General features: G+C 49.5%; 9 protein-coding genes and 2 pseudogenes. All 11 read right to left on the bottom strand.

What is annotated here, in order from left to right; translation table 11 throughout:
* Nucleotides 1-17: 17 nt before the first annotated feature.
* On the bottom strand, nt 18-254 hold the full coding sequence (locus DXA93_RS12620) for a hypothetical protein (RefSeq protein WP_055266947.1): 237 nt from the start codon (nt 252-254) through the stop codon (nt 18-20).
* Between the two features lie 308 nt (nt 255-562).
* Nucleotides 563-4,286 (bottom strand): annotated as a pseudogene (gene rpoC, locus DXA93_RS20675) (DNA-directed RNA polymerase subunit beta').
* A 38-nt stretch (nt 4,287-4,324) separates the two neighbouring features.
* A pseudogene (rpoB, locus tag DXA93_RS12610) lies at nt 4,325-8,163 on the bottom strand (DNA-directed RNA polymerase subunit beta).
* A gap of 350 nt (nt 8,164-8,513) precedes the next feature.
* A complete protein-coding gene (locus DXA93_RS12605) occupies nt 8,514-10,064 on the bottom strand; it encodes a carboxylesterase/lipase family protein (RefSeq protein WP_117761434.1) in 1,551 nt (516 codons plus the stop codon).
* Nucleotides 10,065-10,229: 165 nt separating this feature from the next.
* Nucleotides 10,230-12,728, bottom strand: a complete 2,499-nt coding sequence (locus tag DXA93_RS12600) for a GH39 family glycosyl hydrolase (RefSeq protein WP_158568555.1) — start codon at nt 12,726-12,728, stop codon at nt 10,230-10,232.
* Between the two features lie 113 nt (nt 12,729-12,841).
* Complete coding sequence (locus tag DXA93_RS12595) at nt 12,842-14,515, bottom strand: alpha-glucosidase (RefSeq protein WP_118601085.1); 1,674 nt, start codon at nt 14,513-14,515, stop codon at nt 12,842-12,844.
* A gap of 149 nt (nt 14,516-14,664) precedes the next feature.
* On the bottom strand, nt 14,665-16,359 hold the full coding sequence (locus DXA93_RS12590; RefSeq protein ID WP_158583299.1) for a CocE/NonD family hydrolase: 1,695 nt from the start codon (nt 16,357-16,359) through the stop codon (nt 14,665-14,667).
* Between the two features lie 4 nt (nt 16,360-16,363).
* Nucleotides 16,364-16,663: an AtuA-related protein gene (locus DXA93_RS12585; protein WP_055227777.1), complete on the bottom strand. Its 300-nt coding sequence runs from the start codon at nt 16,661-16,663 to the stop codon at nt 16,364-16,366.
* A gap of 4 nt (nt 16,664-16,667) precedes the next feature.
* Nucleotides 16,668-17,573, bottom strand: coding sequence for an acyclic terpene utilization AtuA family protein (locus DXA93_RS12580; RefSeq protein WP_330427358.1), 906 nt, complete (start codon nt 17,571-17,573; stop codon nt 16,668-16,670).
* Entirely contained in the window at nt 17,492-18,019 is a 528-nt protein-coding gene (locus DXA93_RS20005; protein WP_330427357.1) for an acyclic terpene utilization AtuA family protein, read from the bottom strand. The genes DXA93_RS12580 and DXA93_RS20005 overlap by 82 nt, the downstream gene beginning before the upstream one ends.
* A 195-nt stretch (nt 18,020-18,214) precedes the next feature.
* Nucleotides 18,215-18,697, bottom strand: coding sequence for a helix-turn-helix domain-containing protein (locus DXA93_RS12575; RefSeq protein WP_158583298.1), 483 nt, complete (start codon nt 18,695-18,697; stop codon nt 18,215-18,217).
* Between the last annotated feature and the right edge of the window lie 443 nt (nt 18,698-19,140).

Below are 19,140 nucleotides of genomic sequence, written 5' to 3'. Positions count from 1 at the left end.
TACCTCATCTTTTCCTCTTATTTAGACTGTTCTTTCACCGCATACGTATGCACCCGGTCGCTCTTCTGGCTGTATGCCTCTCCCTCGGAATAATACTCCTCCGATGTCGTGGAAAAACGCGTAATCGTCTCTTTCACACGCTCTCCCGCCGTTTGCTGGTGGAGAAACAGCGCTGCAATCATCAGAATCACAAATATATCCAGAATCAGTACCGCCGCATTTGCCACGATGCCAGGTAATTTTTTTATCCACATAGGCTTCCCTCTTTTCTGTCTCCATTGTAACAAAATGCTCCCGAAAACACAAGGAAAGCAGAGACCCCGGCGAACCGAAAATTCTCTGCTTTTCACAAATGACATATTTATTTTTTAACCTTGTTTCAATCCACAGTCGGTAATTTCACAGAGTCTGACATGTCAGCAGAATGCTGACTGTGGTTTGCCTCATGTCAGTGGGGGATACCGATTTCTCTCCGCCCGCCACTGCCGTTAACTTTCTTATTTGCAATTCATCTCACCACCTATAGAGGTGGGAGAATCCTTGCTATTATTTGTTGAAGGGTTTACTCCTCGGTATCATCCTTTGACGGAATCATTTCCTCAAAGTCGAAGTCGAGCATCGGCTCTTCCTCTTCAGCTGACGGCTCTTCAACCGGAGCTTCTGCCATCGGAGCTGCCGGAGCATCGTCCTCAAGATCTTCGGTCAGAATCAGATCCTCGTCCTCTTCTTCCTCGATCATGCTGTCGGTATTCAGATGAATGTTGCTGTAGCACTTCATACCGGTACCGGCCGGGATCGGTTTACCGATGATAACGTTCTCTTTCAGGCCTACCAGATGGTCAACCTTACCCTTGATAGCAGCGTCGGTCAGAACCTTGGTGGTCTCCTGGAAGGATGCTGCGGACAGGAAGGAATCGGATGCCAGGGATGCTTTGGTGATACCAAGCAGTACCTGTTTTCCTTCTGCCGGCTCTTTGCCTTCTGCGATCAGAGCTTTGTTGGTCTCGTCGTAATCCAGGAAGTCTACCATGTCGCCCGGAAGGAATTCGGTATCTCCGTTTTCCTCGATGCGGATCTTCTTCAGCATCTGGCGAACGATAACCTCGATATGCTTATCGTTGATTTCTACACCCTGCAGACGGTAAACTCTCTGTACCTCGCGGATCATGTAATCCTGAACGGCACGTACACCTTTGATCTTCAGGATATCATGCGGGTTGACAGAACCTTCGGTCAGCTCGTCTCCGGCTTCCAGAACAGTTCCGTCTGCGATCTTAATACGGGATCCGTAAGGGATCAGGTATGTCTTGGATACGCCGTCTTCCGGATTGGTAACAACGATTTCGCGTTTCTTCTTGGTGTCTTTGATCTGTGCAACACCGGCGATTTCGGTGATGATGGCAAGTCCTTTCGGCTTTCTTGCTCGAAAAGCTCCTCGACACGAGGAAGACCCTGTGTGATATCTCCACCGGCAACACCACCGGTATGGAAGGTACGCATGGTCAGCTGTGTACCAGGCTCACCGATCGACTGTGCTGCGATAATTCCGACAGACTCACCAACCTGTACTGCCTCGCCGGTTGCCATGTTGGCACCATAGCATTTTGCGCAGATTCCGTTACCGGAACGGCAGGTAAGAATGGTACGGATTTTTACTTTCGTATAATGCTCACCGTTCTCGTTGATGCCGTCTTTGATGACACGGGCAGCACGTTTCGGGGTGATCATATGGTTTGCTTTTACAATGACGTTGCCGTCCTTGTCTTTGATCGTCTCGCAGGAGAAACGGCCTGTGATACGATCCTGCAGACTCTCGATCTGCTCTTTTCCGTCTGTGAACTCGCTGACCCACATACCCGGAATTTCGTCCTTGCCCTCGGCACAGTCGATTTCACGGATGATCAGGTCCTGAGAAACGTCTACCAGACGACGGGTCAGGTAACCAGAGTCGGCGGTACGAAGCGCGGTATCGGACATACCTTTTCGTGCTCCATGTGCGGACATGAAGTATTCCAGTACCTGAAGACCTTCACGGAAGTTTGACTTGATCGGCAGCTCGATGGTGTGTCCGGTTGTATCGGCCATCAGTCCTCGCATACCGGCCAGCTGTTTGATCTGCTTATCGGAACCACGGGCTCCGGAGTCAGCCATCATGAAGATGTTATTGTATTTATCCAGTCCGTCGAGCAGTGCTTTTGTCAGCGCATCGTCGGTCTTCTTCCAGGTATCTACAACCTCTTTGTAACGCTCTTCGTCTGTAATCAGACCACGTTTGAAGTTTCTTGTAATCTTGTCTACCGTTGCCTGTGCTTCGGCGAGCATCTCCGGCTTCTGCGGCGGCACGGTCATATCGGAAATGGATACGGTCATGGCTGCACGGGTGGAGTATTTATATCCGGTTGCTTGATATAGTCCAGAACCTCTGCGGTTTTGGTAGCTCCGTGTGTATTGATGACTTTTTCCAGAATCTGTTTCAGCTGTTTCTTTGCAACGAGGAAATCAACCTCAAGCGCAAGCTCGTTACCCGGAACCGTACGGTCTACGTATCCCAGATCCTGCGGCAGAATCTCATTGAAGAGGAATCTTCCGAGTGTGGAGCTTACGTTCTGCTGCATTACAGTACCATCTTCCATCTCTTTTTCGCAGCGGATGGTAATCTTGGTCTGCAGGGTAATGTATCCGTTCTCGTATGCCAGGATGGCTTCGTTCATATCGCGGAAGAAGCTTCCTTCGCCCTTCTCGCCCGGACGCTCCTGTGTCAGATAGTAGATACCAAGAACCATATCCTGGGAAGGAACGGCTACCGGACCACCATCGGACGGTTTCAGCAGGTTGTTCGGAGAAAGAAGCATGAAACGGCACTCTGCCTGCGCTTCTACAGACAGCGGCAGATGGACAGCCATCTGGTCACCGTCGAAGTCGGCGTTGAATGCGGTACAAACCAGCGGGTGCAGCTTAATCGCTTTACCTTCTACCAGAATCGGCTCGAACGCCTGGATACCCAGACGATGCAGGGTAGGGGCACGGTTCAGCATAACCGGATGCTCTTTGATGACGTCCTCGAGAACGTCCCATACCTGCGGCTCGAGTTTCTCGACCATTTTCTTTGCATTTTTGATGTTATGTGCAGTGCCGTTGGAAACCAGCTCTTTCATAACGAACGGTTTAAACAGCTCGATTGCCATTTCTTTCGGCAGACCGCACTGGTAAATCTTCAGTTCCGGTCCTACGACGATAACAGAACGGCCGGAGTAGTCAACACGTTTACCAAGAAGGTTCTGACGGAAACGGCCGGATTTACCTTTCAGCATGTCGGACAGAGATTTCAGAGGACGGTTTCCAGGACCGGTTACCGGACGGCCGCGGCGGCCGTTGTCGATCAGGGCATCAACTGCCTCCTGGAGCATACGTTTCTCGTTGCGCACGATGATATCCGGTGCACCGAGCTCCAGCAGTCTCTTCAGACGGTTGTTACGGTTGATGATACGGCGATACAGATCATTCAGGTCGGATGTTGCAAAACGTCCTCCGTCAAGCTGTACCATAGGACGCAGATCCGGCGGAATAACCGGAACCGCATCAAGAATCATCCACTCCGGACGGTTTCCGGACTCACGGAATGCCTCAACAACCTCAAGTCTCTTGATGATGCGGGCTCTCTTCTGTCCGGTAGAATCTTTAAGACCTGCCTTTAATTCAGCAGACTCTTTTTCCAGATCGATTGCCATCAGAAGCTCTTTGATGGATTCCGCACCCATACCTGCACGGAAGCTGTTTCCGAACTCCTCTCTGGCATCCTGGTATTCTTTCTCGGTCAGAACCTGTTTGTACTGTAATTTGGTATCGCCTGCATCAAGAACGATGTAGTTTGCGAAATACAGAACCTTTTCCAGAGTTCTCGGAGACAGATCCAGGATCAGTCCCATACGGGACGGAATTCCTTTGAAATACCAGATGTGGGATACCGGAGCTGCCAGCTCAATGTGTCCCATACGCTCACGGCGCACACTGGATTTTGTTACTTCTACGCCGCATCGGTCGCAGATTACGCCTTTGTAGCGAATTTTCTTATATTTACCGCAATGGCACTCCCAGTCTTTGCTTGGTCCGAAGATTCTTTCACAGAACAGACCGTCTTTTTCCGGTTTCAGCGTTCTGTAGTTGATGGTCTCCGGTTTTTTTACCTCGCCATGGGACCACTCCCGGATTTTCTCCGGGGAGGCAAGTCCTATTTTGATGGCATCAAAGCTCATCTGGTAATTTTCTTTTTTTGCTGTTTCTGGCATTTGATTACCCCTTTCCTCGCAAAGCGAAGATCTACAAGTTACATGTCATCATCTGAACTTTCATCCAGATCAAGATAAGAGTCTTCTTCTTCATCCTCTTCCACATCTACCATTTCTTCTCCGTCAAATTCTTTCTTGGAGAATCCATAGTCACCAAATCTCTCGTCCTCTCTGTCAGAGTAACGGTCTCCCTCGATGATGTGGTTCAGGTTGGTATCACCGTAATCAACTGATTCCATAATTTTAACTTCGGTATTGTCATCACGCAGTACGCGGACATCGAGTGCCAGGGACTGCAGCTCTTTCAACAATACTTTGAAGGATTCCGGAATACCAGGCTCCGGAATATTGTCGCCCTTGATGATGGCTTCGTATGTCTTCACACGGCCAACCACATCGTCAGACTTCACAGTCAGGATCTCCTGCAGCGTGTAGGATGCACCGTACGCCTCAAGAGCCCAAACCTCCATCTCTCCGAAACGCTGTCCACCGAACTGAGCTTTACCACCCAGAGGCTGCTGTGTAACGAGGGAGTATGGGCCGGTAGAACGGGCATGAATCTTATCGTCTACCAGGTGATGCAGTTTCAGGTAATGCATGTGTCCGATTGTCGTTCTTCCATCGAACGGCTCACCGGTACGTCCGTCGCGGAGCTGTACCTTACCGTCTCTTGCGATATCAACACCCTTCCACAGTTCTCTGTGATCCAGATGCTCTTCCAGATACTGATATACTTCCGGAAGCAGAATATCTTTATATTTCTCGGAGAATGCATCCCATTCCATGTTTACATAATCGTTTGCCAGTTCCAGGGTATCCTGAATATCTTTCTCGTTTGCGCCGTCGAAAATCGGGGTGGATACGTTAAATCCAAGCGCTGCTGCTGCAAGGCTCAGGTGGATCTCCAGCACCTGTCCGATGTTCATACGGGACGGCACACCCAGAGGATTCAGCACGATGTCCAGCGGACGTCCGTTCGGCAGGAACGGCATATCCTCTACCGGAAGTACACGGGAAACGACACCCTTGTTTCCGTGACGACCAGCCATCTTATCGCCGACAGAGATTTTTCTCTTCTGTGCGATGTAGATGCGGACTGCCTGGTTTACTCCAGGAGAAAGTTCGTCGCCGTTTTCACGGGTAAATACTTTGGCGTCCACGATGATACCATACTCACCGTGCGGTACTTTCAGGGAAGTATCACGTACTTCTCTTGCTTTCTCGCCAAAGATGGCACGGAGCAGACGCTCCTCTGCGGTCAGCTCGGTTTCTCCCTTCGGAGTTACTTTTCCGACCAGAATATCACCGGCACGTACCTCTGCACCGATGCGGATGATTCCACGCTCGTCCAGGTCTTTTAAGGCTTCATCGCCGACGCCCGGAACGTCTTTTGTGATCTCTTCCGGTCCAAGCTTGGTGTCACGGGCCTCTGCCTCGTACTCCTCGATGTGGATGGAAGTGTAAACATCATCCTGTACCAGACGCTCGCTTAAGAGTACGGCGTCCTCGTAGTTATATCCTTCCCAGGTCATAAATCCGATCAGCGGGTTTTTACCAAGAGCAAGCTCGCCCTGGTAGGTAGACGGACCGTCTGCGATTACTTCGCCGGCCTCTACATGGTCACCTTTAAATACGATCGGTTTCTGGTTGTAGCAGTTGCTCTGGTTGCTTCGCATGAATTTGGTCAGATGGTAAACATCTTTTGTTCCGTCATCATTGTTCATGCGGATCTCGTTGGAGCAGGAATAGGAAATGGTTCCTGCTTTTTTTGCAACGACGCAGACACCGGAGTCTACGGCTGCTTTTGCTTCGATACCGGTTCCTACTACAGGAGCATCGGTGATCATCAGCGGTACGGCCTGACGCTGCATGTTGGATCCCATCAGCGCACGGTTCGCATCGTCGTTCTGAAGGAACGGGATCAGCGCCGTAGCAACGGAGAATACCATCTTCGGAGACACGTCCATGTAATCAAACATGTGCGGCTCGTAGGACTGGGTCTCATCCAGATAACGTCCGGAAACGTTCTTGTTGAGGAAGTGTCCTTCTGCATCCAGCGGCTCATTTGCCTGTGCTACATGGTAATTATCCTCTTCATCTGCGGTCATGTAGACTACTTCGTCGGTAACACGCGGATTTTTCGGATCTGATTTGTCAATTCTTCTGTATGGAGCCTCAACGAAGCCATACTCGTTGATGCGCGCATACGATGCCAGAGAGTTGATAAGACCGATGTTCGGTCCCTCAGGAGTCTCGATCGGGCACATTCTTCCGTAATGGGAGTAGTGTACGTCTCGAACCTCGAATCCGGCACGGTCACGGGACAGACCGCCAGGTCCAAGGGCGGAAAGACGTCTCTTGTGCGTCAGCTCTCCAAGCGGGTTATTCTGATCCATGAACTGGGACAGCTGGGAAGATCCGAAGAACTCTTTGATTGCAGCTGTAACCGGTTTGATATTGATCAGGGACTGCGGAGAAATTCCGTCGATGTCCTGTGTTGTCATACGCTCACGTACCACACGCTCCATACGGGACAGACCGATGCGGTACTGGTTCTGAAGCAGCTCACCTACGGCACGGATTCTACGGTTGCCAGGTGGTCGATATCATCGGCATTTCCTGCGCCGTATTCCAGATGCATGTTGTAGTTGATGGAAGCGAAAATATCTTCCTTTGTGATATGTTTCGGAATCAGGTCGTGAATGTCACGTTTGATCGCCTGTTTGATCTCTTCGATATCGGTATTTTCCTCCAGGATCTTTTCCAGAACCGGATAGTATACTTTCTCGTTGATGCCAAGTTCTTCCTCGTCAACATCTACCCATGCTTTCAGATCTACCATTAAGTTGGAAAGAACTTTTACGTTTCTCTCCTCTGTCTGAATCCATACATACGGTACTGCTGCGTTCTGAATCTTGTCTGCGAGTTCCAGAGTAACGGTGGTGCCTTTTTCTGCAAGGATTTCACCGGTGGACGGATCTACAACATCCTCAGCGAGGATCTGGTTGCGGATACGGCTGCGCAGTGCAAGTTTCTTGTTGAATTTATAACGGCCTACCTTTGCCAGGTCATAGCGACGCGGGTCAAAGAACATGCTCATGATGAGGCTCTCTGCATTTTCTACTGCGAGAGGCTCGCCCGGACGAATTTTCTTGTACAGCTCGAGAAGACCTTCCTGATAGTTGGTGGAAGTATCTTTGGTGAAGCTTGCAAGAATCTTCGGCTCTTCACCGAACAGCTCTACGATCTCTGCATTGGAGCTTACTCCAAGTGCACGGATGAGGACTGTGATCGGAACTTTTCTGGTACGGTCTACGCGGACATAGAAGACGTCGTTGGAATCGGTCTCGTACTCCAGCCATGCTCCACGGTTCGGGATTACGGTACAGGAGAACAGTCTCTTTCCGAGCTTATCATGTGCGATGCCGTAATAAATACCAGGGGAACGTACCAGCTGGCTGACGATTACTCGCTCTGCACCATTGATAACGAATGTTCCTGTTGCTGTCATCAACGGCAGATCACCCATGAAAATTTCGTGCTCTGTGATCTCGTCTTTTTCCTTATTATATAATCTTACTTTTACCTTTAACGGTGCCGCATAAGTAGCGTCACGCTGTTTACACTCTTCGATTGAGTATTTTACGTCATCTTCACACAGTGTAAAGTCTACGAATTCAAGGCTCAGCCGTCCGCCGTAGTCGGAGATTGGTGAAATGTCATCAAAGACTTCCTTGAGTCCGCTTCTCAGGAACCAGTCATAGGAATCCTTCTGGACTTCAATCAAGTTGGGCATTTCCAATACTTCTTTTTGTCTCTGGTAACTCATTCGCATACTTTTTCCGGTAGGTATCGGACGTATTCTGTTTTTCTCCATTGACGTTGTCACCCCTTGTGTTATAATATATTTATTACCGCTCATGCCTGAACAAAAGGTTTTAGGCATATCTTGCCATAATAGTGCATTTTCTAGATTATCATGTTTTTTCAAGTGTGTCAACAAAACAGATTGTATTTTTTTCAGTACAATCTGTTTTTTACTGGTTTTTCTTCCGTGACCCTGTTAGAATAATACTTTAGATGTGATTGAAAGCACCGAATTTTCAGAAAAAACCGCCTGTTTGATTTTTTTATTTTTCAAATCAAACAGGCGGTTTTTTTATTCTAATTTTTTAATATTTCAGAGCTCCATCCCGATTTCGCTTATGCCGCGTCGAATCGTTCTTTTTAATGCTGAATATTGTCAGCCATCATGTCCATAAAGCTCCATGGTTTCAGAACTTTGTTGATCTCTGCAAACACTTTATCATCGTAGTTGTGTTTTACTTCCGTTTTGCGGTCAAACACCATGGTATCCGCATCCTCTGCTTCTACTTCCGGCCAGTGCGGGAGTCCGGCATGATCCGGGGTGCCGTTCTTTGCGAAGGCAAGAAGTGCTCCGAAGATTTCGCTTTCCAGTTTATCGCTGACATCCGGGATGCCACAAATTTCTACGAGATCTGCGTTTCCGAAGAAATATGGGATATCGGAGCAGTGCCATGCCGGCTTGCCGTGCTGGAACGGGAATTCCAGAGCGAAGTTGTAGAGATATGCTTTGCCGCCGCCTTTTGCGAACAGTTTGGCAAGTTTTACGGTCGGCTCACGCATTGCACGGTCGATGGCAAGAACATCTACGCCGTTCTTCTCCGGATATGCTTCTTTGAAAGCGTCCAGAACCTTTTCGGCATTGTCTCCATAAACCTTTTTGAGGATTTCCAGAATCTCTTCCGCTGTCAGTTTGTTCTTATCATAAGCTGCCGGTGCAAACGTTGCGAACTCGCCGTATACGGTTCCGATCATCATCGGAATCTGATGTGCATGCTCACGGAAGCCTGCGTCGAATGGATTTCCATAGAAGTAATCGCCCTTTTTCGGGCCGCCGCCGATGTAGCCGCCACTCTGTGCAATCGCCGGAGCCACTTTTGCATATGCAGCAGCAAGCTGCGGATACGGTACAGTTTCCAGCTGAGCCACATCGTCAAAGCCGAGCGCTTTCATCATTGCCGTAATAATCTCCGTGCCGTCTTTCTCTCCTGCGCCGAGCGGATCGTCCTCCATAACACCGCTCATGACAAGGCCTTTCTGGAACAGGCCGTCTGCTGATGGAATCTGCATCAGGTCAATCACCTTCATTCCGCCGCCGGACTGGCCGAAAATGGTTACATTCTCCGGATCGCCGCCGAACAGGGCAATATTGTCATGTACCCACTGCAGGGCTGCCACCATATCGGCGTGGCCTGCGTTTGCGGAGTTTTTGTATTTTTCCCCAAACGGAGACAGATCCAGATATCCTAAAATATTCAGTCTGTGGTTGACAGAAACAAGAATCGAATCACCTTTCTTTGCGATGCTGACGCCGTCATACGCAACCTGCTCGATGGAAGATCCCGCTGCGTATCCACCGCCGTGGAACCATACGAGAACCGGTTTTTTGGCTTCCGGATCAAGTTTGTTTGTCCAGATATTTAAGGACTGGCAGTGCTCATCCTGCGGCCAGTAGCGGTGCGGAACCATAAGCTCGCCGTTCGGTGTATCTTGGTTCTGAAGCGGGCATACAAAGCCGTAGTTTGTCGCATCCTTCACGCCATCCCATTTGGACGGAACCGGCATCTGGAAACGGTCTGCGTATGCATACGGAATTCCTTTGTAAATGTAAACACCGTCATAAAAATAACCTTTTAAATCGCCGGATGTGGTATGCAGCACCGGCACGCCATCGTAATCAAATATTTTCCCCATTTTGAAATACCTCTTTTCTGTAGAATTTAGCATTTATGTTGTTTTCAGTATAAACAATATTTTCGTCCTTTTCTACTCGAATTGTCGCAAGATCTTCTTATATTGTTGCTTTTTTTCCACTCTTTCTCTGTATTCTCCCACCGCGAGTGCAATTTTTTGAAGATTTTACAGAATCTGCTCCACCTCAATCAGCGCCGTCTCGTGCGGCTCCAGGCGTTCCTGCACCGTGAGGCTGCCTTCCGGGTCGGTTTCCTGCTCCCAGACACGGTATTCCGGGTCCGCACTGTGGCACAGCATCGCGCGCTCCATCCGGTTCATCCGCTCCGGAGCTCCCATCCGCACCCACGCATCGTAGCTGCTGCCGTGCTCTTTTGTCACTTTATACAGCCGCAGGCAATATTTTCCCGGTTCCAGTCCGGTCAGTTTCACTGAAAAGGTCCGGATTTCCCCCATATTGAATACGCGGTAACGGTCCGTGCGGGAAATATTCACGGCATGGCGGTAGCGGTACAGCATATCGTAGTGAACATAGTTGTACAGGTAAATCTGGCTTTGGTTTTTCTCCGGCTCCGTGCTGATAAAATAGCCGTCCCCACGCTTCACCAGACGAGATCCCATTCTGCCGAGCAGCCGCAGCGCAGTGCAGACCGCCTTTGGAATGCCGTTCATCGTGAACAGCCCAAAACCTCCATGATACGTTTCCCGCGCCGGAAATACTTCATCCAAACGGTCATTGACCGAGAAATACGCAATTCCCTGCAGCGCCTCTTCATTTTCCAGAAGATTTTTAAACAGCCATGCCGCTTTATAACAGGTATCGTTGCACAGATCCCTCTGCCAGATGTTGCTGCTGCACTCATCCACCAGAACCGGCAGTGCACCAAGCCCAGCCTTCTGCAGCAGACCTTTTACCTTCTCCCCGCGGTTCCGCAGAAAATCCGGGTCGCGGCTCACAATCATATTGACGCTCTCGTTGTTCTGGATCAGATTCATTTTCTCCTCTTCCTCTCCATAGATCACCGTGCCAAACGAGCGGAATGCAAAAATTTCCGGCACACATTCCTTTTCCTTCATAGTTTCGATAAAGGCTTTGAGATGTTCCTCCGGTCCAAGACCAAAGGAAAGACATGTTACAAGATCCGGGCTCACACGTTTCATCTCCTCGTACGATGCTTTCCACGTCTCAAAGAACTCATCTCCTCCATCAATCGTGATCACGTCTCCGCTGATCCACGGGTTGAAAATCCAGCGCCGCATCTGGTTGATTCCATACCGTTCCCTTAGATGTTCCATCAGGTTTTTGATCAGCATGCGCCACTCAGCCAGATCTCGCGGAGAGCTGCTTAGCGCCGGACGCATCGTTCTTCCCGGGTCTGTTTTTGCCAGCAGCAACGGCATATGGCCGAATTCCAGCAACGGCTTCGCTCCCGTGGAAAGGATGAAATCGATCACCTCATCAATATAGTTCCAGCAGAACTGAATCTCGCCCCACATATTCCGCCGAAGTACGCACATATCATCATCAAGAATTCCTTTTACGCGGATCAGCTCATAGCCGAGCTCCTGCACCAGCTGTTCCAGCTCATCCTGCACCTCGCGGTTCAGCACACTTGCCGCATAGCCAGCATTGATCACGCGCTTCCAGTGGCCTGCCACTCTTGGTTTCCGTCCGTTTACTGCCGCTGTCACGGAAACGGCACTCTCATTTATCGTCTCAATCTCCTGCTCCGTGACCGCTGCATACTGCAGGAGACTCTGGAAAATATCATGGTCTCCCGCCGCCTCTTCCCGCTCTTTTCCTTTCTTTTCACGCTGTTTTACTGTATATTCCATCTGCTTCCGGTATTCGCTCGGTGTCATACCGCGGTATTTGCGGAATGCGCGGATCATCGCCGTCTCATTGACAAATCCATTGTGATAGGCAATCTCCGTCAGCGTTGCGCCGCTGTGCATTTCCTGTACGGCATGCGCCAGGCGCACCTGCGTCACGTACTCCCGAAATGATACACCGAAATACTGCGGAAAGCTCCGTGAAATATAGGCACGGCTCAGATAAAGATGATCCGCCAGATCCTCCAGCGTAATCTCTTCCCGGCAATGCTGCAGAATATAGTCTGATGCCCGCTGAATGCGTTCCCTTCCGCCCCGGCCCTGTTCCACCTTTTCCCCGGATGTAAAGTAAAAAAGCAGATCCTCCAGAAGCGCCGTCACACGGCTTTTCATATAGATCGGTTGTTCCTCATTATTCTTGTACATCTCAAGAAAGATCCGTGCCATATCCCGCCGGATCAAATCAAATTTTTCCTGCTGATCTTCCATATAAAAAAACGACTGACATTTGACTTCACATTTCAGCAGCTTAATGTGAAATGAATCAATCGTCTCCGCTGAAACGCAGAGCGACAGAGCAAGTCCGTCTTCGTCCAGATCCAGGTCACAGATCTGAAACCGGTTGATCGCAAAGATAGATCCCATCGGGAGATTGTGAACTTCCCCGTCCTCGTAGCTGACTCTTCCACTCCCACGAAGCAGAAATAAAAGTTCAAAATCCGGATTCCACAGTTCCCGTTTCTTCTCCGGCCGGAGTAGCCGAAAACGGAATCCCGGCATTTCCTGTTTTGTTCCTTTCAGCATCATGTCTTCGTCTCTGTTGTCTCTTTCCATTTCACACCTCATGATAGATTTTTTTTGTTGTATTGTACCACAAAAAAGGTCCCGCAAAAAGATCTTCTCCTTTTGTGGGACCAATTTTTCGGTTTTTGTTTTAGTTTTTGCAATTATTCCTTCACCTTCAGCACCAGACACTGATACGGTTGCAGACGGATCGTTTCCTCGCCTGCCTCGCAGGTGTCATAGTTATTCAGAAGTACTTCTTCGATTGTGTCTGTAAATGGCAATGTAATGCCATCCGCAAGAGAAGTAGTAAGGATCAGAATATTATTCTTCTCATCCTTCCTGCGGTACGCCAGAACGCCGCTTACCGTCTCGTATTCCGGAATCAGCGTTCCGTAGAGGAAGGTTTCTTCCAGATCTTCACGTCGTCTTACTGCCACCATTTTGCGGTAAAACCACAGCAGGGAATCAGGATCTTTTTCCTCGGCCTCATAGTTCAGTTCCGTATAGTTTTTATTCACCGGGAACCACGGCGTACCTGTTGTGAATCCCGCCTCGGCAGATGCATCCCACTGCATCGGAGTTCTGCTGTGCTCGCGGCTCTCGCGGTTGATCTGCTCGAGCGCTTCCGCATCCGTTTTTCCTTCTGCAATCAGACGGTCGTAAATAGCAAAGGTCGGTTTGTCGACGAATCCCTGAATAGACTGTTTCGGGTTGTCGCGCATGCCAATCTCCTGTCCCTGATACAGAAATACAATACCCGGCAGGAAGAAATTGGTGACCGGAAGCATCTTTTCGCTGTAGCGGTTCTGGTCCTCCGGCATCAGGAACCGGTCGATGATGCGCGTTTTGTCATGGTTTTCGAGAAAGTTGCAGAGCATGCCGCGGCCATCCACGATTTTCTGCGCCGCAAAAAGCTGATCGCGATAATCGTCAAACAGCGCCACGGTATTGCCCCATTTCGGGTTACGCACATTGTCGAGGGTGTGACAAAAATCGAAAACGGACGAGAAACTGCCGTTTTCCCCAATCACATCCTCCACATCCTCCGGTCCCATGTGATCGTACTCTCCGATCGTCAGCGCATCGGTCGGCGCAAAGGTGCGCTCCTTCATTTCACACAAGATATCGGCAAGACCGTCTACATTGTTGAAATACTCGAACGCCATATTGTACTCGTCCGGTCCATCCGGCGGAAGGTTGGTGTACTGATAATTCTTTTTCAGATGGCTGATCGCATCAAGACGGAATCCGCCAAGTCCCAGATCCATCCATTTTAAAATCATCTCATAAATTTCTTCCCGCAATTTGGGATTCTCCCAATTGAGATCCGGCTGCTCTTTTGTGAAGATGTGGAGGTAATACAGGTTATCATATCCCGGTACTTTCTCCCATGCGCTGCCGCCAAAAATCGACCGCCAGTTGTTCGGCTCTTTGCCGTCTTTTCCTTCCCGGAACACATAATACTTTCCGTACTTTCCAAACGGATCTTTGAGTGCCGCCTGAAACCACGCATGCCGGTCAGAGGAATGATTCACGACAAGATCCATCAGGATGCGGATGCCGCGCTTTTTTGCCTCCGCGATCAGCTCCTTCATGTCCTCCATCGTTCCAAACGACGGGTCGATATCCATGTAATCGGAAATATCGTATCCGTTATCTACCATCGGGGATGCAAACACCGGGCAGAGCCAGATGACATTGGCTCCCAGCTTTTCTATTTTGTCAAGATGACGGATCACGCCTTTCAGATCCCCGATTCCATCTCCGTTGGTATCCTGAAAACTCTTCGGATAAATCTGGTATCCAACCGTTTTGTGCCACCACTTTTTCTCCATTGCTTTTCTCCTGTTCATTTTGTTTTTATGATGCGGGCCGTTCTTTAGGTTTACCGCAAAACCTATAGTGTTTTCACTATATCACAAAAGAATGGATTGTGCTACTTTTTTCTTTTTGATTTTTCCTATGTTCGCCTTACCGTTACGGTTCACTGTTTTTTCATCAGCGGCAAAATCACGCAGGAAGCAGCTTTTCCGCCCATATGAATGGTCTGATGTGCAATTTTATTCTCCGTTTTTTCCGACCACAGCCCTTTCTGATTGCTGTGAACATGATACTGCGGGAAGTCGGAGGAGGAAACATCTACACGAATGCGGGAACCCTTTGGAATCGTGTATACAATATTCCACATAGTAATCTGCACCTCTGCCACGCTGCCCGGTTCATAGGCTCCGGCCTCCGTTTTTCCCTGCTCCAATGTTGCAATCGAGGAACGAATGTTGTACGCTTTTCCTTCCGGCGTTACCTCCATGATTTTAGCGGTAAATGCCGTATCCTCGCAGTCACTTTCCACGAACAGACGGACGGAAGCTTTTCCGTTCAGCGTGAAAGTTTCTTCCAGCGGTTCTGATACAAAACTCAGGACATCCTCACGATAGTCCGGTTCCGGCTGAAGATGGCTGCCGATCTGCGGCATCGTATGCAGAAGGGCTTCTCCGCCGATACTCTCGACGGGAGTGGCCGGGTCAAACGTGTAGTTTCTCGTTTTTTCCTGTTCCGGCGTGTCTGTCCGCAGTGTTTTCTCATCCAGATACAGCGTCATGCTTCCCGCAGTTCCTTCTTCTCCCAGTCGGTCGGATACGATGTCAATCCACCGGTCCGCTCCGATTTCATAGGCACGGATCCGCTGTGTCGGGATTTCTTTTTGTTTCAGCGTCAGCTCAAACCATTCCAGCATCTTTGGAATTTCTTCATTCTGCGGGTGCAGCACCTCTTTATCTTCAAGACAAATCTGGAAAAAGTGGTTCCATGCACCGATTTCCAGCCAGCTGTGCTGTTTTGTCTCCTCGTTCAGGCGCTCCCACGTTTTCATACTGCTGCCGTGGTGATGATCGTACCAGCCGCTCAAGAGATAGATCGGGACTTTCGTTTTTGGCGGGATTTCCCGCAACTGTTTCCACCAGCCCGTCTGCCAGAGTGCCGCATCCGGGTTCGGGCTTGTGATGTATTCGCGGTAGGACGGAACACGCTGTCCCCAAAGAGCTTCATCCACCTTGACCTGCGGCAGATAGCGACAGCTTTCGCGGTAATCGGCGGACACCGGTTTTTCTGCATTTTCCATCGACCATGCCGTCAGGATATCGTGGCGGAAGCAACCTTTTTCGTAGGCTGAGGTAAAGCGGTCGGTTCCATAATCTTCAAGGAACATGGCAGCAACCTTTCCTTCCGCGGCATCGGCAAAAGCCCAGCCGGTCATACTCGTGTAGGAATGACCCCAGTAGCCTAAAATCTCGCACCATGGCTGTTCTACAAGGTAATTCATCGTGTCGATGCCGTCGTTCCGTTCGTTAATGTTTGGCTCCCATTTTCCTTCTGACTGCTCCCTGCCGCGGCAATACTGGTAGACATACACATAACCTCTGCACGCCAGTCCCTCGCCGTAGGCACGGTGAATACGGTCGTTGCCCGGATAGCAGGTACGAGTCAGGATGACGGGATATTTCTTGTTTTCTCCTGATCCGCCTTCCCTTGGAAAATAATAGATTGTATGCAGCTTCACACCATCGCGCATCTCGATCTGGCTGTCTTTTCTTTCAAATGCTGCACAGCTTTCGGAAACGCCGCTTTTCGCAAACTGTTCCTCCACGCGTTTTACCACTGCCGCCATAAAATCTTCTGCCATCGCCCTATACCTCCATTTCCAGCAGTGCCATACCGAGTGTCTTTCCATGTTTGTCCAGCGCCAGCGATCTTGTGACACCGCCGCCGAGTGTCTTGTCGAGGACAAAGTTCAGCGCATGGATTCCGTCCAGTTCGTAGCGGGTTACTTTTCCGTGGCAGATTTCGCGGAAGTATTCTGCTACGCGTGTTTCTGTTACTTTTTCTTTCAGCATTTCATAATTGTTCTCATCATATGGGATCACCGAAATATTGGAGATCTCGCCTTTATCGCCTGTTCTTGCATGTGCAATCTCTTTTAATTTCATCGCCTTATACCTCCCGGAATGTAACTTTTGCTTCTACTGCATCGCGCGGCACAAAAATTGAGCAGACCGAGACAATCTCGGACACCCGTTTCACCGCTCCGCCGCCTCCTGCTGGACCGTTGGTATAGAGAGCCTCCACCTCGTTTGCCAGCAGAACGGCATTTTTCCGGTCTTTCGTTCTGCCTGCGGCGCGGAGACGCACTTCACACGGAGTTCCACTTCCGATCTCCTTGGAAATTGCATCACGATACAGGGAATTGCATCCGATAAAATCAGTACGGTACTCTTCCAGCTCGATGCCTGTCAGTTCAATCCGCTTCTCCAGAATCTCCGCCGCCAGCTCCGCCCGTGCCATACAGTTGCTTCCGCCGTAGGAAATTTCACCCTCACCGATGAAGCAGTCCTTGTAGCCGACACTCACTTTCAAAGTTTCCGGTCTTCCATGCGTTGTCGCATGCTCGGCGTGAACCTGGTTTTCCCCGATCTGCCGGAACGTCACCTTCGAAAAGTCCGCTGTTGCATCCGGGGTCAGGTAAGCCTTTGGGTTGTGGATTTCGTAGATCATCTGCTCTTTACAGGTATCCACGCTCACCAGTCCGCCACTTCCCTCGACTTTTGTCACGGTAAATGCGCCTGTCTCGTCGATCTCAATGAGCGGGAATCCAAGTTTCCACAGATCCGGCACATCCTTGTAGCCCGGATCCGCAAAATAGCCGCCTGTCACCTGTCCGGCACACTCCAGCAGATGGCCTGCCAGAACCGCCTGTCCCATCTGATCCGGGTTGTCGGTAATGTTCCATCCGAACTCATGTACCAGCGGTCCGATCGTCAGTGCAGGATCGGAAACGCGACCGGTAATGACAAGATTGGCACCCTCTTCCAACGCTTTTGTGATGCCCTCCGCACCCATATAGACATTCGCAGAATCAGAACATCTTTTTTCTCTTTTAACAGCGTGCCATCCTCCAGCACTGTTTCATTTTCATACTTGTCCAGCTCGTCTGTAATATCATCGCCGGTCACACAGGCAATCTTCAATCCACTGACACCCAGTTTTCTGGCAATTTCACACGTCAGTTCTGCAGCAGATACCGGGTTGGCAGCTCCCATATTGGTAATAACTTTTACTTTGTTTTTCGCCATCAGCGGGAGAATTTTTTCCATTCGGTAGTCGAGCAGCTGGTTGTATCCCTTCGACGGATCTTTCTCTTTGTCCTGCTGCCCGATCGCAACGGTGCGTTCCGCCAGACACTCGAAAATAATGTAGTCCAGATTTCCTTTTTCCATCAGTTCCACTGCCGGCTCAATGCGGTCTCCCGCATAGCCTGCGCCGCTTCCGATTCTGATTTTTTTCATGTTCTATGGCCTCGCTTTCTTTGATCTGAGATCATTGTAATGCGATATCCGGGCAGATACTACAAAAGGGATCGTAATTTCTAAAATTTTAGAAATCATGATCCCTCTTTTATGTGAGTTCTGTTACAGCAAAGACAGAAAATACCACAAAGCCCCAAAGCTGCAGAAATTCCGGCATTTCATTCTCCTTCTGTCTTATTCTTTGATTTTATTATATAACGTTGCCAGCGAAATTCCGAGTTCCTTTGCCGCTTTTTGCTTCCCTTCCATATCCCGTCCGTACAGCAACAACGTATTTTTGATCTCCTGCCGTTCAAAGCGGCGCACCCGCTCTTCCAGCGTCATGTGAGCCTCTGATTCCCGTTTTTCAAACTGTACGAGACTCGTCACAATTGAGATGCTTCCGCGGATATGATGCTCTTCCCGAATCGGATAAACACTTGCAAAGTATTCCTGTGTTCCCTCTCTCCGCACCATTCCCTCGACCGGGATGCCGCTCCAAATGACTTCCGGAGCAATGGCAGATTTGCGGTAATCCGTGATTTTATGACCTTTCGCGGTTTCAAGCGGAACGCCGATGAAATCGCTGTAGACTTGATTAAAGAACACAATCCTGCTGTGCTGATCGCAGATCAGGATTCCCTGCTGTAGAGATTCCAGAACGGAATGTACCTGCATTTTTCGTTCCTCCCGTTTTCTCTTTCTGTACTCTCGGAGTCTTTCTGTCATGAGGATATTTAGCCCTTATACTCCTCCTTAAATGTCTTGTATAAATAGATCACATTCTCAATTTTATCTCCACGGTCGCAATTACATTTTGATACCACATGGCATCACCATACCTTCCGGCAATTTTTAACTTTATTGCCACAAAGTATGGACTCAGGTGAACCTCACATGACTAAAGCCACGTGCTTCCGGCCGCTTTAAGCGGCAGACCAAATATCGGCGGATACGCCTGTTATTTAGATTTTGCACAGATATGTGCTTCTTCCATGCCGGATACGGCAGATTTCCACATAACAGGTAATCCACTGCATATCTGCCTGTGTTTATGCTGCTTTACGCAGTTCCATTTCTGAAATCAGTTCTCTCAGATCTGCATAAACACATGAGGTTCT

Origin of the sequence: Blautia sp. OF09-25XD, assembly GCF_003482095.1 — a bacterium.
GTDB classification, from domain to species: domain Bacteria; phylum Bacillota; class Clostridia; order Lachnospirales; family Lachnospiraceae; genus Fusicatenibacter; species Fusicatenibacter saccharivorans.
Note: the sequence above shows the minus strand (reverse complement) of the source record. Positions and strands in the feature narration are given on the sequence as shown.